This is a genomic window from Maribacter sp. R77961, assembly GCF_044594925.1.
Lineage (GTDB): Bacteria > Bacteroidota > Bacteroidia > Flavobacteriales > Flavobacteriaceae > Maribacter.
Genome location: NZ_CP138991.1, coordinates 199,702 through 213,134 on the forward strand (window position 1 = coordinate 199,702; position 13,433 = coordinate 213,134).

The 13,433-nt window shown below is 37.7% G+C and carries 15 protein-coding genes; 9 read left to right on the forward strand and 6 right to left on the reverse strand.

Annotation, left to right across the window (positions count from 1 at the left end; all coding sequences use genetic code 11):
• Nucleotides 1-56 precede the first annotated feature (56 nt).
• The 8 genes from SJY09_RS00855 to SJY09_RS00890 all read left to right on the forward strand — a co-directional run bounded on the left by SJY09_RS00855 (nt 57) and on the right by SJY09_RS00890 (nt 7,626).
• Nucleotides 57-1,409, forward strand: coding sequence for a Na(+)-translocating NADH-quinone reductase subunit A (locus tag SJY09_RS00855; RefSeq protein ID WP_396637088.1), 1,353 nt, complete (start codon nt 57-59; stop codon nt 1,407-1,409).
• 3 nt (nt 1,410-1,412) lie between these two features.
• A complete protein-coding gene (locus SJY09_RS00860; RefSeq protein ID WP_396637089.1) occupies nt 1,413-2,702 on the forward strand; it encodes an NADH:ubiquinone reductase (Na(+)-transporting) subunit B in 1,290 nt (429 codons plus the stop codon).
• Between the two features lie 2 nt (nt 2,703-2,704).
• Entirely contained in the window at nt 2,705-3,457 is a 753-nt protein-coding gene (locus SJY09_RS00865) for a Na(+)-translocating NADH-quinone reductase subunit C (protein ID WP_396637090.1), read from the forward strand.
• 1 nt (nt 3,458) lies between these two features.
• Nucleotides 3,459-4,106: an NADH:ubiquinone reductase (Na(+)-transporting) subunit D gene (locus SJY09_RS00870; RefSeq protein WP_396637091.1), complete on the forward strand. Its 648-nt coding sequence runs from the start codon at nt 3,459-3,461 to the stop codon at nt 4,104-4,106.
• Nucleotides 4,107-4,127: 21 nt separating this feature from the next.
• Nucleotides 4,128-4,880, forward strand: coding sequence for an NADH:ubiquinone reductase (Na(+)-transporting) subunit E (gene nqrE / locus SJY09_RS00875; protein ID WP_396637092.1), 753 nt, complete (start codon nt 4,128-4,130; stop codon nt 4,878-4,880).
• Nucleotides 4,881-4,882: 2 nt separating this feature from the next.
• Entirely contained in the window at nt 4,883-6,190 is a 1,308-nt protein-coding gene (gene nqrF, locus SJY09_RS00880; protein WP_396637093.1) for an NADH:ubiquinone reductase (Na(+)-transporting) subunit F, read from the forward strand.
• A gap of 69 nt (nt 6,191-6,259) precedes the next feature.
• Nucleotides 6,260-6,628, forward strand: a complete 369-nt coding sequence (locus SJY09_RS00885; RefSeq protein WP_396637094.1) for a Na(+)-translocating NADH-quinone reductase subunit F — start codon at nt 6,260-6,262, stop codon at nt 6,626-6,628.
• Nucleotides 6,625-7,626 (forward strand): FAD:protein FMN transferase, encoded by a 1,002-nt coding sequence (locus tag SJY09_RS00890; RefSeq protein WP_396637095.1) that lies wholly within the window; start codon nt 6,625-6,627, stop codon nt 7,624-7,626. The genes SJY09_RS00885 and SJY09_RS00890 overlap by 4 nt, the downstream gene beginning before the upstream one ends.
• Before the next feature lie 6 nt (nt 7,627-7,632).
• On the opposite strand, the gene SJY09_RS00895 is transcribed toward SJY09_RS00890, so the two are convergent.
• Genes SJY09_RS00895 through gpmI form a run of 3 tightly spaced genes read right to left on the reverse strand, consistent with a single transcriptional unit; the run spans nt 7,633 to nt 10,786 of the window.
• Complete coding sequence (locus tag SJY09_RS00895) at nt 7,633-8,397, reverse strand: class I SAM-dependent methyltransferase (protein ID WP_396637096.1); 765 nt, start codon at nt 8,395-8,397, stop codon at nt 7,633-7,635.
• A 10-nt stretch (nt 8,398-8,407) separates the two neighbouring features.
• Nucleotides 8,408-9,226 (reverse strand): type I methionyl aminopeptidase, encoded by an 819-nt coding sequence (gene map, locus SJY09_RS00900; protein WP_396637097.1) that lies wholly within the window; start codon nt 9,224-9,226, stop codon nt 8,408-8,410.
• Between the two features lie 57 nt (nt 9,227-9,283).
• Nucleotides 9,284-10,786, reverse strand: a complete 1,503-nt coding sequence (gene gpmI, locus SJY09_RS00905) for a 2,3-bisphosphoglycerate-independent phosphoglycerate mutase (RefSeq protein WP_396637098.1) — start codon at nt 10,784-10,786, stop codon at nt 9,284-9,286.
• A 249-nt stretch (nt 10,787-11,035) separates the two neighbouring features.
• Here gpmI and SJY09_RS00910 point away from each other — a divergent pair, with 249 nt between their 5' ends.
• The gene (locus SJY09_RS00910; RefSeq protein WP_396637099.1) at nt 11,036-11,428 is read left to right on the forward strand and encodes an ankyrin repeat domain-containing protein; all 393 of its coding nucleotides are present in this window, start codon (nt 11,036-11,038) and stop codon (nt 11,426-11,428) included.
• Nucleotides 11,429-11,540: 112 nt separating this feature from the next.
• On the opposite strand, the gene SJY09_RS00915 is transcribed toward SJY09_RS00910, so the two are convergent.
• The 3 genes from SJY09_RS00915 to SJY09_RS00925 form a co-directional block, all read right to left on the reverse strand.
• Nucleotides 11,541-11,708 carry a DUF6747 family protein gene (locus SJY09_RS00915; RefSeq protein ID WP_396637100.1) on the reverse strand — a complete coding sequence of 56 codons (168 nt, stop codon included), beginning with the start codon at nt 11,706-11,708 and terminating at the stop codon, nt 11,541-11,543.
• A 159-nt stretch (nt 11,709-11,867) separates the two neighbouring features.
• Entirely contained in the window at nt 11,868-12,635 is a 768-nt protein-coding gene (locus tag SJY09_RS00920; protein ID WP_396637101.1) for a M48 family metalloprotease, read from the reverse strand.
• A 46-nt stretch (nt 12,636-12,681) separates the two neighbouring features.
• Nucleotides 12,682-13,416, reverse strand: a complete 735-nt coding sequence (locus tag SJY09_RS00925; RefSeq protein ID WP_396637102.1) for a M15 family metallopeptidase — start codon at nt 13,414-13,416, stop codon at nt 12,682-12,684.
• Between the last annotated feature and the right edge of the window lie 17 nt (nt 13,417-13,433).

The window sequence follows — 13,433 nt, forward strand, 5'->3', positions numbered from 1 at the left end:
TTTTTCATTTAGTAGTAAATTCGCAACTAATTTTGTTAACCTAAGGTCTACAATATATGTCTAAAGACATCCGAATTAAAAAAGGTCTCAACCTCAATTTAGTAGGTGCCGCAGAGCTTACAACATCGAAAGCTGTATCAAGCAATGTGTACACTTTAAATTTAGAGGATTTTCACGGCGTAACCCCAAAAATGCTTGTTAAACAAGGAGCGGAAATAAAAGCTGGTGAGCCTATATTTTACAACAAAAACGTGGAGGATATGCTTTTTGTATCTCCAGTAAGCGGCGAGTTGGTTGAAATAGAAAGAGGTGCGAGAAGAAAAATTCTTAGCGTCAAAATTTTGGCTGATAAGACTCAGGAGACGCTAAGTCACAAAACCATTTCTTTAGAGAATGCTACAAAGCAAGATGTAAAGGCATTTTTGTTAAAGGGAGGATGTTGGCCATTTATAAAACAGCGGCCCTACGATGTTATCGCTAATCCCGATGCTACTCCTAAATCCATATTCGTCTCGGGGTATAATTCAGGGCCATTGACAGCAGATTTGGACTACGTTTTAAAAGGTAAAGAGGCAGAGCTACAAGCAGCCTTAAGCGCTTTGGCAAAACTCACGCCGGGTAAAATTCACGTTTCAGTTGGGAAAAATGGAAATTCTCCTCTTGCCACTATGAACGGTGTTGAACTGCACAAAGTTTCTGGTCCACACCCAACAGGTTTGGTAGGAACTCAGATTAATAAACTGGATCCCATTAACAAAGGGGAGCTGGTATGGACGGTTTCTCCCCAGGATTTAATCGTTATCGGTGAATTTCTTCTTACCGGTAAATTTAATGCGGAGCGTACCGTAGCTTTAGCAGGTTCTTCTGTGAAAGCTCCTAAATACTACACCACTAAAATAGGAGCGGAGATATCTACCTTTTTATATGCTAGCGGTGTTAACGAAGAAAATTTCAGGGTAATCAACGGGGATGTGCTTACGGGTTCTAAAAGTAGTCCTGACGGAAGTTTAGGTTTTTATAACAATACGGTAACGGCAATTCCTGAAGGTGATGATTATGATTTCTTCGGATGGAATAAACCCATTTTCAACAAAGTTTCCAATACGAGAGCATTGACATTCTCTTGGTTACAGCCTAAAAAGAAATATGATTTAAATACGAATACGAATGGCGAGCATAGGGCCTTCGTGGTTACGGGTCATTACGAGGAGGTTTTTCCATTGGATATTTATCCGATGCAGCTATTAAAGGCCTGTATGGTCAAGGATTTGGATGAGATGGAGCAATTGGGACTTTACGAGGTTGCACCAGAAGATTTTTCTTTAACCGAATTTATATGTATATCGAAACAACCGCATCAGAAAATAATTCGTGAAGGATTGGATTTGTTACAAAAAGAAATAGGATAAAAGATGAGCATAAAAAGTAAAATGCATGAGTTGAAATTAAAGTATCAGGGCAAGAAGATGGCTCCAGCCTTCAATGCCTTTCATACTTTTTTGTTTACTCCAGACGAAACCACCCATGCAGGTGGAACGCACGTAAAAGCAGCAGATGATTTAAAGCGAACCATGAATACGGTAATTACGGCTTTAATCCCGATTTTATTGTTTTCCATGTTCAATGCCGGATATCAACATTATTCGGCAATAAATGGTTTTCCATCTAACTTTTCGGTTATGGAACACTTTATTACTTGGGATAATTTCTGGATAGGAATCATAAAAGTACTTCCATTAGTAGTAATTTCTTATGGAATTGGACTTATAGTTGAATTTATCTTTGCGGTAATTAAAGGCCACGAAGTAGAGGAAGGCTACTTGGTTACGGGAATGCTTGTTCCATTGATTGTTCCTGTAGATACGCCATTATGGATGTTAGCGGTAGCCGTTGTCTTTGGTGTTGTTATCGGAAAAGAGGTTTTCGGAGGTACTGGGATGAATATTTTAAATCCCGCCTTGACCATAAGAGCATTCTTGTTTTTCGCCTATCCTACATGGATGAGTGGTGATAAGGTATGGGTACATGAGGCACGCGAGCGTTCAGAGCAAATTTTAGCAGGCGCAACAAATGTTGATGCCATCTCGGGTGAAACAATTCTAGGTTACTTAGCGCAGAATAATGGAGCTGCGATGGAAGCAAAATACAGCATTTCAGATATGTTTTTTGGTTTTATACCAGGTTCCGTGGGGGAAACATCCGCTTTTCTATGTCTTTTAGGAGGTCTGTTTTTGATATTCAGTAAAATCGCTAGTTGGCGTATTATGGTCAGTGCCGTAATCGGTTCGCTGGTAATGGGTCTTATTTTTAACCAAGTTGTAGATTTCGGTTGGGTAGGAGAGACAAGTAAGTTCTACGGACTAATGAGCTTTGACTTTTGGAAACATTTAATTGTTGGTGGTCTGGCCTTTGGAATTGTTTATATGGCTACTGATCCTGTTACGGGGTCGCAGACCAATAAAGGAAAATGGATTTATGGTTTCTTAATAGGATTCATCTCCGTGATGATCCGCGTATTTAACCCAGCTTATCCCGAAGGAGTTTTTCTTGCAATTTTATTGATGAACGTATTTGCTCCTACAATAGACCATTATGTTATTCAAGGAAACGTAAAAAGAAGAATGAAAAGGCTCAAGAACGCTGTTATCCTTCCATTGGATTCAGATGCTGAAGCAAAAGAACTTAAAGCAGAAACAGTTTAATTATGGCACTAGATACGAATAAGAATAGTTATACCGTAATTTTTGCAGCCATCATGGTTGTAGTAGTAGGTTCTATACTTGCATTCCTAGCATCAGGTTTAAGACCTAATATTCAAGAGAACGAACGTTTTGCAAAACAGCAGAATATTCTTTATGCCATGGGTATAAACGAGAACGGTGACGATGCTGGTAGTGTAAATTTTATTCCTACGGACAAAGTAGAGGGAGAATTTAAAAGCTACATTAAAGAGCAATTGGTTATTGAAGGTGATAAGATTACTAAAAATAATGATGCTTTCCTTATCGATTTGAAAAAGCAATTGGCTGCGAAGAAAAAAGGACAGCCATATAAATTACCACTTTTCATTGGAGAAAAAGATAAAAAGAATTTCTATATCATACCAATGTATGGAAAGGGTCTTTGGGACGCTATTTGGGGTTATATTGCTGTTGATGATACAATGACTGTTCAAGGTGTTTATTTTGACCATAAGGGGGAAACTGCAGGATTGGGTGCTAATATCAAAATGCGTTATTTCATGGACGATTTTACCGGTGAAAGTATATTGGATGGCACAAAATATGAAGGTATTGCTGTAGCAAAAGGAAATAATGATCCTTTGAACAAGACCAAAGATGATAATGAGGTTGATGCACTTGCTGGAGCTACAATTACTGGAAATGGTGTTGCAGCAATGATAAAGGAAAGTATTGATTTATATAAAGATTATTTAGAAACGATAAGAGTTAATTAATATGGCATTACTAACAAAAAAGGATACTGGTTTAATTCTAGACCCCTTAGCAGATAATAACCCAATTACCATTCAGGTATTAGGTATTTGTTCCGCACTGGCAATTACGGCTGAGTTGGAGGCTTCTATAGTGATGTCTATTTCGGTAATTTTCGTTATGGGAATAGGAAATGTAGTGATATCCTTAATGAGAGATATTATACCTTCAAAAATTAGAATTATCGTTCAGTTGATAGTTGTGGCTACACTAGTAATTATAGTAGATCAGGTTTTAAAAGCATTTGCCTATGAACTGAGCAAAACGCTAGGGGCTTTTATTGGATTAATTATTACGAATTGTATTATCATGGGACGTTTTGAAGCTTTTGCTTTAGCCAATGGACCTTGGAGATCCTTTCTGGACGGTATAGGTAATGCACTGGGTTATGGTGTCATATTGATAATTGTTGGCTTCTTTAGAGAGCTTTTAGGTTCAGGGACACTATTAGGTTATCCTGTTTTAGGAGACCCGATTACAAAAACGGGATTATACGCTACTGGTTATGAGAATAACGGGTTTATGATTATTCCACCGGCTGCTTTGATAGTGGTAGGTATTATTATTTGGGTGCAACGTTCTAGAAACCCAGCTTTAGTAGAAGAAAACTAATTAGATATTTAAAAAAACATTATGTTAGAACATATAGAATTATTTTTTAAATCCATTTTCATTGACAACATGGTTTTTGCTGTGTTTTTGGGAATGTGTTCCTACTTGGCCGTATCCAAGAAAGTGGCGACTGCAGTAGGATTAGGAGCTGCGGTTATATTTGTCTTGGCAGTAACGGTTCCATTGAACTGGTTATTGGATAAATATCTTTTACAAGATGGCGCCTTGGTATGGTTAGGAGAAGAATATGCAGATTATAACCTCAGCTTTTTATCTTTTATCTTGTTTATTGCAACGATTGCGACCATGGTACAATTGGTTGAAATAGTTGTAGAGAAGTTTTCCCCCTCACTTTATAATTCTTTAGGTATATTTTTGCCACTTATTGCAGTAAACTGTGCAATTTTGGGAGGTTCTCTTTTTATGCAGGCAAGGGAAATAGAAACCTTAGGATTAGCTTTTAATTACGGTGTAAGTTCCGGTATCGGATGGTTTTTAGCCATATTGGCGATTGCTGCAATTCGAGAAAAGATTAGATATTCAAATGTGCCTGCACCTTTAAGAGGTTTGGGAATCACTTTCATTATTACTGGATTGATGGGTATAGGTTTTCAAAGTTTTGGAGGAATGCTTACGGGAGGAGGCGAAGAGGCACCTGTAGAAGCCGAAAATTCAACAGTAGAGGTAAAGGAAGCGCTTCCTGCAGAGGATACCAATAAAGTAAATAAGGAAATCGACGAAAAAGAAATTTCATATAACGACGTAAAAAAATAAGAATGATTTTAGCTACAAGTACAGGAGGTACAATATTAATTACAGTAGTTGCTTTCTTAATACTATTAATGGTATTAGTGGCCTTGCTATTGTTTACCAAAGAAAAATTGTCCCCATCGGGACCAGTAACCATTACCATAAATGGAGAAAAGAAGGTTGAGGTTGCATCTGGTAGTTCTCTGTTGACCACTTTAGGTAACCAAAAAGTTTTTCTTCCATCTGCCTGTGGCGGTGGTGGTACATGTATACAATGCGAATGTCACGTACTAGCAGGTGGTGGAGAGGCATTGCCTACGGAGACCCCTCATTTCTCCAAAAGAGAATTAAACCATGGGGCACGTTTAGCATGTCAGGTAAAAGTGAAGCAGGACATGGAAATTACCATTCCTGAAGAGGTTTTCGGTATTAAAAAGTGGCCTGCTAAAGTAGTGCGTAATTATAACGTCGCATCTTTTATTAAGGAATTTGTTGTTGAAATTCCTGAAGACATGGGCTATAAAGCTGGAGGTTATATTCAGATTGAGATTCCAGAATGTGAAGTTAAATTCGCAGATATGGATATTACTGCCCACCCAGAGGAGCACGATACACCAGATAAATTTCAGGCAGAATGGGATAAGTTTAATCTATGGCCTTTGGTTATGAAGAATCCTGAAACAGTTGAAAGAGCTTATTCAATGGCCTCTTTCCCTGCAGAAGGAAGAGAAATTATGTTGAACGTTCGTATTGCTACTCCGCCTTGGGACCGCTCTAAGAATGGATGGATGGATGTAAATCCTGGTGTTGCCTCATCTTATATCTTTGGATTAAAACCAGGAGATGATGTAACGATATCCGGACCTTACGGAGAATTCTTTATCAATGAATCCGATTCAGAAATGTTATATGTAGGTGGTGGTGCAGGAATGGCTCCTATGCGCTCTCACCTGTATCACTTGTTCAAGACATTAAAAACAGATAGGAAGGTTTCCTATTGGTATGGAGGTCGTTCTAAACGCGAGTTGTTTTATCTAGACCATTTCTATCGTTTAGAGAAAGAGTTTCCTAATTTCAAGTTTTACTTAGCATTATCAGAGCCTATGGAAGAAGATAATTGGAAAGTAAAAGAGAATATAGACGCACCGGGCGATGGTTTCGTAGGATTTATACATAACTGTGTAATTGATAATTATCTGAACCATCATGAATCTCCAGAGGATATAGAGTTATACTTCTGCGGGCCACCGTTAATGAACAAAGCCGTTCAGAAAATGGGCGAGGATTTTGGAATTCCGGACGAGCATATTCGTTTTGATGATTTCGGAGGATAGTCTCAGTAGGAACATAAACATAGAAAAAACCGATATTTTATATCGGTTTTTTTGATTAGCACGTAGCAGATGCAACCATTAAACGAACAAGAATTACATAATTTAGCAATGAATATTGTTGGTAAGGAGCTAGAGGCAGGTGGTTTTGAATTCTTGGCAGTCAATAGTGAATTAAAGAAAAACCCTCAATTTGTCTGCACAAAGGAAAAGCAATTACATTTTATAGTTGTTAAAAGTATTGAATATCCTGGTGACCCAAAAGATTTGGAGTTTTATAGAAGTGATCTGAACAAGATGCGAGATCATGCCTTGAAGTTTGAAGCGAAGACTTATTATGCCGCTGTTGGTTTGGTTAATGCTAACGACTATAATCTTCCGGTTTATTTGAATGAGGAATATATTGTGGACTATGATGGTTTAATAGAAATAGAGGAATGAGAAGTTGTATTACAGTGGTTTTAATTGTTCTATTTTTTTCCTGTACCAATAAAGAAATAGTTAAAAATCAGGTGATAGGTGAGGCCTTAGGAACCTCTTATAATATTATTTATTTAGCGGATAGACAAATTGATTATAAGAGTGAAATAGACTCTGTTTTCAGCGTGGTCAACCAATCTTTATCCACTTATATTCCGACTTCTGATATCTCTAGAATCAATAGTGGAGACACAACTATTCAGATAGACCATATGTTCAAGGAGGTTTTTGTCCTTTCAAAAGAAATATACGAAGCAACGAATGGTTATTTTGACCCTACTGTTGGTAACTTGGTAAATGCATGGGGTTTTGGCCCAGAGGAACAAATGGTAATGGATAGTGTTAAGGTAGATAGTTTATTGAACTATGTAGGTTTTGACAAGGTGCAGATTTCAAGTGAAAATATTATCGTAAAGGAAGATGCAAATATTTATTTTGATTTTAATGCAATAGCCAAAGGGTATGCTATTGACAGGGTTGCAGCCATGCTTAATGATAAGGGTCTACAGAATTTTCTGGTAGAAGTTGGGGGCGAGATTGTGGCTAAGGGTACTAATGTAGTTAAGAATAAACCATGGGTGGTGGGTATAGATGACCCGGAAGCTGTTGGCGGAAGAGAACTGAAGCTGCTGATTAATTTAGAAAATAAAGCTTTAGCTTCTTCTGGAAATTATAGGAAGTATAGGATAGATAGCATAACGGGAAAAAGGTATGTGCATACTATAGATCCAATTACGGGCTATACAAAAGATTCTAATACTCTTGGGGTAACTATAATTGCAGAAAATTGTGCGCTTGCAGACGCTTATGCGACAGCCTTTATGGCTATGGACCTAGATGAAGCTTTTAAGCTAATTTCTTCCAACGAAAAGTTGGAAGCTTACATTGTTTATTTTGACAATAAAGGTGAAACTAAGGAGTTTTTAACAGCTGGATTCAAACGAATCGTAGCGGAGTAAACGTTTTTATTTTCTAACCACAGGTATAATCTCTTCTTGAGCAAGACGGTATTTATCAATTTCTTTTCCTGTTAGGTTTTTCGAGTAATTAACTTCTTCAACGTTAAATCCTACGGTCCTCAACTTGTCAAAGTAATCCAAGCCGTAAATGCGTACATGATCGTATTGCCCAAAGATTTTCGCACGCTCTTTTTTATCGGTTATGGAATCATCTTCAAAAGTCTTATCTCTTTTTAAGTCTTGTGGGATTTGTAAAATTCCCCATCCGCCAGGTCTTAAAATCCTAAATAGCTCGTGCATGGCCTTCATGTCATCTGGAATATGTTCTAATACATGATTGCATAGAATTACATCAAAAGAGTTGTTGTCAAAAGGTAAATCGCAGATATCGGCTTTTACATCGGCTAGTGGAGAATTTAAATCTGTAGTAGTATATTCAATATTGGTAAGTTTTTTAAATCTGGTATAAAAAGACTGTTCTGGTGCAAAATGAAGGACCTTTAGCTTATCCTTGAAAAAGTTCGTTTCGTTCTTCAAATAGAGCCATAAAAGGCGATGTCGCTCCAACGATAGGGTGGAGGGAGAGAGTACATTCTCTCTAGGATTTTCATAGCCATAGGGTAAAAAACTCCTAAATTTTTTCCCGTCTATAGGATCTTCATAGGTACTACCGCTATAATATATAGCGAATAGGGGTCTAATAAGATAACTTAGCTTTATTAGGAGCGGCCTAGGAACTGCATTTAAAAAATATTTGAAGATTTTCTTCATGCATTAATTGCTATGATTGGAGGGGGGTCTGTCTAAATTCATCCTCTTCGTTGCTCTCAATCCCTAATGCGTCATAAATATATTTAAACGTGGAGAGCAATTCTGGTCTCCCGTTTACGATAGCTACATTATGCTCAAAATGGGCACTGGGTTTTCCGTCGGCGGTGAGAATTGTCCAGCCATCTTTAAGCTGTTTTATATTTTTAGTGCCCATATTTGTCATTGGCTCTATTGCGACGGTCATCCCTTCTACAAATTTCTTGCCACGTCCTCGTCTTCCGTAATTTGGCATTTCCGGATCTTCATGCATTTTTCTTCCTAACCCGTGCCCAACTAATTCTCGTACAACACCATAGCCATGGTCTTCCGTGAATTTTTGTATGGCATAACCTACATCTCCAACTCTATTACCAATTTTGAATTCTCTAATACCAACATAAAGGGATTGTTTGGTAATATCCAATAGTTTTTTTGTTTCCTTTGCTATTTCACCTACTTCAAAGGTATAGGCATGATCTCCATAAAAGTCGTTCTTCAACACACCACAATCTATTGAAATAATATCGCCTTCAACTAAGGGTGTTTGGTTTGGAATACCATGAACAACTTGAGCGTTTGGGCTCATACATAAAGAATTGGGAAAATCATATAAACCAAGAAAGCCAGGAACCCCACCATGGTCTCTAATAAATGTTTCGGCTAATGCATCTAACTGTAATGTACTTACGCCAGGTTTCACCTCTGTAGCCAACATACCTAAAGTCTTAGATACAATGAGGGCGCTTTCGCGCATTAATTCTATTTCTTCGGCAGTTTTTATCTTAATCATAGTTTACAAAGGTAAAGCAATACTTTTTTTGATTCTAATAGCCGCAAAATTACTAGTTTATATAAGCGATGTACATGTCATTTGTTCAGGTTGTGGTACTCCTATCATTTTTAAAATAGTGGGGGCTACGTCACCAAGTACACCGTCCTTAATTTCTTTTAAATCCTTATCTATTAAAATTACTGGAACGGGGTTGGTAGTGTGTGCAGTATGTGGCGAACCATCAGGATTTACCATGGTTTCACAGTTTCCATGATCCGCAATAAGTATGGTCGAATAGCCATTATCCAAACCAGTTTCTATTACCTTTTTAGCGCAGACATCTACAGCCTCACAAGCTTTGATAGCTGCATCCATAATACCGGTATGACCTACCATATCTCCATTGGCAAAATTAAGGCAAACAAAATCCACTTCTTGTTTCTCTAAATCAGCTACAAGTGCTTCGGTTAGTTCATAAGCACTCATTTCTGGTTTTAAATCATAAGTTGCCACTTTTGGAGAATTACGAAGAATTCTACTTTCACCTTCAAAAGGTTCCTCTTGTCCGCCAGAGAAAAAGAAAGTCACGTGTGGGTATTTCTCGGTTTCGGCTATTCGTATTTGTTTTTTACCAGCCTTTGCTAAAATTTCACCAATGGTTTCGGTGATATTATCCTTATTGAAAATGACATGAATCGCATTGAAGCTATCATCATAATTGGTCATGGTAACGTAGTACAACTTAAGTTTTTTGGTGTTGTATTCAGGAAAATCATTTTGAGATAGCATATTAGTCAATTCCCTGCCTCTATCTGTCCTAAAGTTGAAAAAGATAACTACATCATCTTCTGAAACCGTACCATTTTTATCCGCAACTAAGGGTTTTATAAATTCATCGGTTATGTCATTAGCGTAATTTACTTCCAGGCTTTCAATAATATTATCCGTAGTTTCTCCAATTCCGTTAGTTATAACGTCATAGGCAAGTTTAACCCGCTCCCACCTATTATCTCTGTCCATGGCATAGTAACGACCGGTTACTGTAGCTATTTTCCCTGTAGTTTTACTCATGTGCTCCTGTAAATCCTTAACGTAAGAGGTGCCAGCTTTGGGGTCAACGTCTCTACCGTCAGTAAAGGCGTGAACATAAACATCTTTAAGACCTTTATCATTAGCAGCGGTTAATAAACCTTTAAGGTGGGTGATGTGGGAATGCACTCCGCCATCACTTAATAAGCCTAGAAAATGAACTTTTTTGCCCTTAGTTTTAGCATAATCAAAGGCATTTACCAATACTTGCTCATCTTTCAAGGTGTTATTTTGGACCGCTAGGTTTATGCGTGTCAGTTCTTGATATACAATTCTGCCAGCACCAAGATTCATATGACCAACTTCACTATTGCCCATTTGTCCTTCAGGTAGGCCAACATTTAAGCCGTCTGTCCGCAATGCTGCGTTGGGATAAGTGGTATAAAGTGAATCTATGTAAGGCGTATTGGCATTATCAATAGCTGAAACTTTAGGGTCTGGAGAGGTTCCCCAACCGTCTAAAATCATTAAAATAACTTTTTTATTCATTTGTCTACTACAATATTGAATTCCAAAAATAGTACCATTTGGCTAGTTAAGCTATATTATCTTTAACCTTTTTAGCAAATTACTAAGGCCTAGGTTGTTAATTCTTTTAACCCTTGATAAGGACATTTGTTAAACTTTAGTTATTTAACTGTTAATGGTGAAACAAAACATCATAAGAGTCGTCTATATTTATATAAGTTAAATCTATTCATCAATCTTGCCGAATTTTCGGTATTTAATTCATTCATCATGAAAAAAACAATCCTAACAATGTCCCTGACAGCAATGTTCTTGGGAACCGGTCTATTGGCCAACGAAACAAATTCTAATGTTCAATTAGTTTCAACAACCTACGTTAAAGGAGTTGAAATCAATTCTTTTTGCAAAGCAGTTATGCAAGGAGATATTGATATGGTAAAGCGCATGCTAGAACTTGGGGAAGACGTTAATCAAAAATCTTTGGGGATGACTCCTGTAATGTTCGCTGCACGTTATAATAAGGCAGAAGTATTACAATTGCTCATTGACAAAGGGGCCAATTTAAAAATTAAGAGCAATCAGGGTTTTTCTGTAAAAAAATATGCAGAACTATCCAACGCTGTTGATGCGCTAGCCGTATTGGAAACCGCTTTTGGGTCCTGAAAAGACAATCAGCCAAATCAATCAAAAAACGAAAAGCCCCGTTACAATGAGTAACGGGGCTTTTTAATTAAAATAATAACTCTTATAGTGTTCAGGTAAAAGAGTATTAGCGTTAAAATTCAAATCCATTGAGTGCTCTGTCCATAAAAGCATAGACGGCCATAAACAACATTAACGCACAAAAAACTGAATATACTTTTAGTAGTACAACCAAAAACTCTGGCTTACAGTTTTCAAATGCGCCATTATAAAGACTTTTAAAGTGTGATAGTGTTCCCATTATAGTTCTGTTTACGTACCAAAACTAATTCAGTACAAGTGTTCTAATCCAAAGCTATAAGGGTTAATCGCAAACGGTAATATGATTCGGGAAATTCAAATATAGTTAAAATCGACCTCCTCGTGTTGTGTTTTAACGTTGATTAGCACAAATTAACGTTTAACGCTCGCCTTGGTATTTCTCAATAGCCTCTTTTATCTTTTGTATTCTATTTTCTGGGTCAGGATGTGTGCTTTGGAATTCTGGCACTCTGTTAGGACCGCCTGCTGCTTTTAAAATCTCCATAACCCTTATCATCTCATACGGATCATAACCGGATTGTATCATGAAAAGCACACCAAGCTCATCACTTTCCAGCTCATCGCCTCTTCCATTGGTCAATAAAGTGTTCTGGCCAATGTTCCCGACAAGACCTCCCATATCGGCACCTACGGTTGCCCCCATGGTCACAGTTTGCCAAAAGCTGCTCTCCGCAATACGTTCTGCCGAATGCCGTCCAATAACGTGGCCTATTTCGTGTCCCAAGACTCCCGCTAGTTGGGCTTCGGTCAATTGAGAGAATAGGGCATAGGTTATAAAACACTGTCCGCCAGGTAAGGCAAAGGCATTAATGGTTTGATCATCTGCAAGCAGGTGAAAATCATATTGATAGGGCGTTTCCCTTGCAATACTATTGTTTACAAGTTTTGCCCCTACATTATCCACAAAGGCTTGTAGCCGTTCATCAGGATAAAGTCCACCATGTTGTTGGGCCATTTCTGGAGCACTTTGGAGTCCAATGGCAATTTCTTGTTCCGCAGACATATTTATAGTCTGAGTCCTGCCAGTGTACGGGTTTTCCTCTTTATTATTGCATTTTTGAATAAATGCAAAAGCGACAATTGCTAATCCTATGAATATGCGGATTTTCCAACTTCCTCTTCTCATGATGTATACTTAGTGTTCTTGATGTAAACCCCAATATACAAAAGAGTTATAGAAGCGCTCTATTAATATCTAAAATATTGTTTTGTATGTAATTTTTCAAAAAGCCTATTGTAAAGTGTTCGGCTCCAAGGAATTCTTCTTTTTGTAGTAATTGAACTATATTTTTGCCTCTGAAAGATTCTAGCATAGGTTTGGATATAGGTGCATAGCTGTAGTGCCATGGCTCATATTTAAAGCCTCTTCGTTTTGGACTATCCGTATAAACAAGATAGTAGCCATAATCGTTTGCATTTTCATCCATCCATTTTTTGAAATCTTCAAAAGGTCCTCCTGTTTCAAATTTCTCGGGTACCAGCACGTCTCCCTTTGTTTTTCTGTAACCATCTATAATATCAATGTCCGTGCCCCAATGATGGCGACTTGTACCAGGAATGGTAGAATACTCAATTATTTTGTCGATGGCAGCAAGCGGCTCCATGCCTTTTTCCTCCGTATAATTAAGGTACTTTCGTTCAAAAATTGCTTCTTGTCTATAGAAATTACGATAGCTAGAAACTATCTTTAAATCTATACCATCCATGTAGGCTGCTTTTTTCATCTTTACGAAAGCATCATGAGCCTCTTCTCTTAGATTGATTCCTTCTCCGAATAAGTCAATATCTACTTTTCCCATGAGTTCAAGTATGGAGTAAGTGCTTTCTTGTGATAGGACTAAATTTGGCATAATTGATAACGCAATGCCTGCTGTTCCACTTTTTTTGATGAATGACCTTCTTTGCATAGTATTATTTTTTAAAA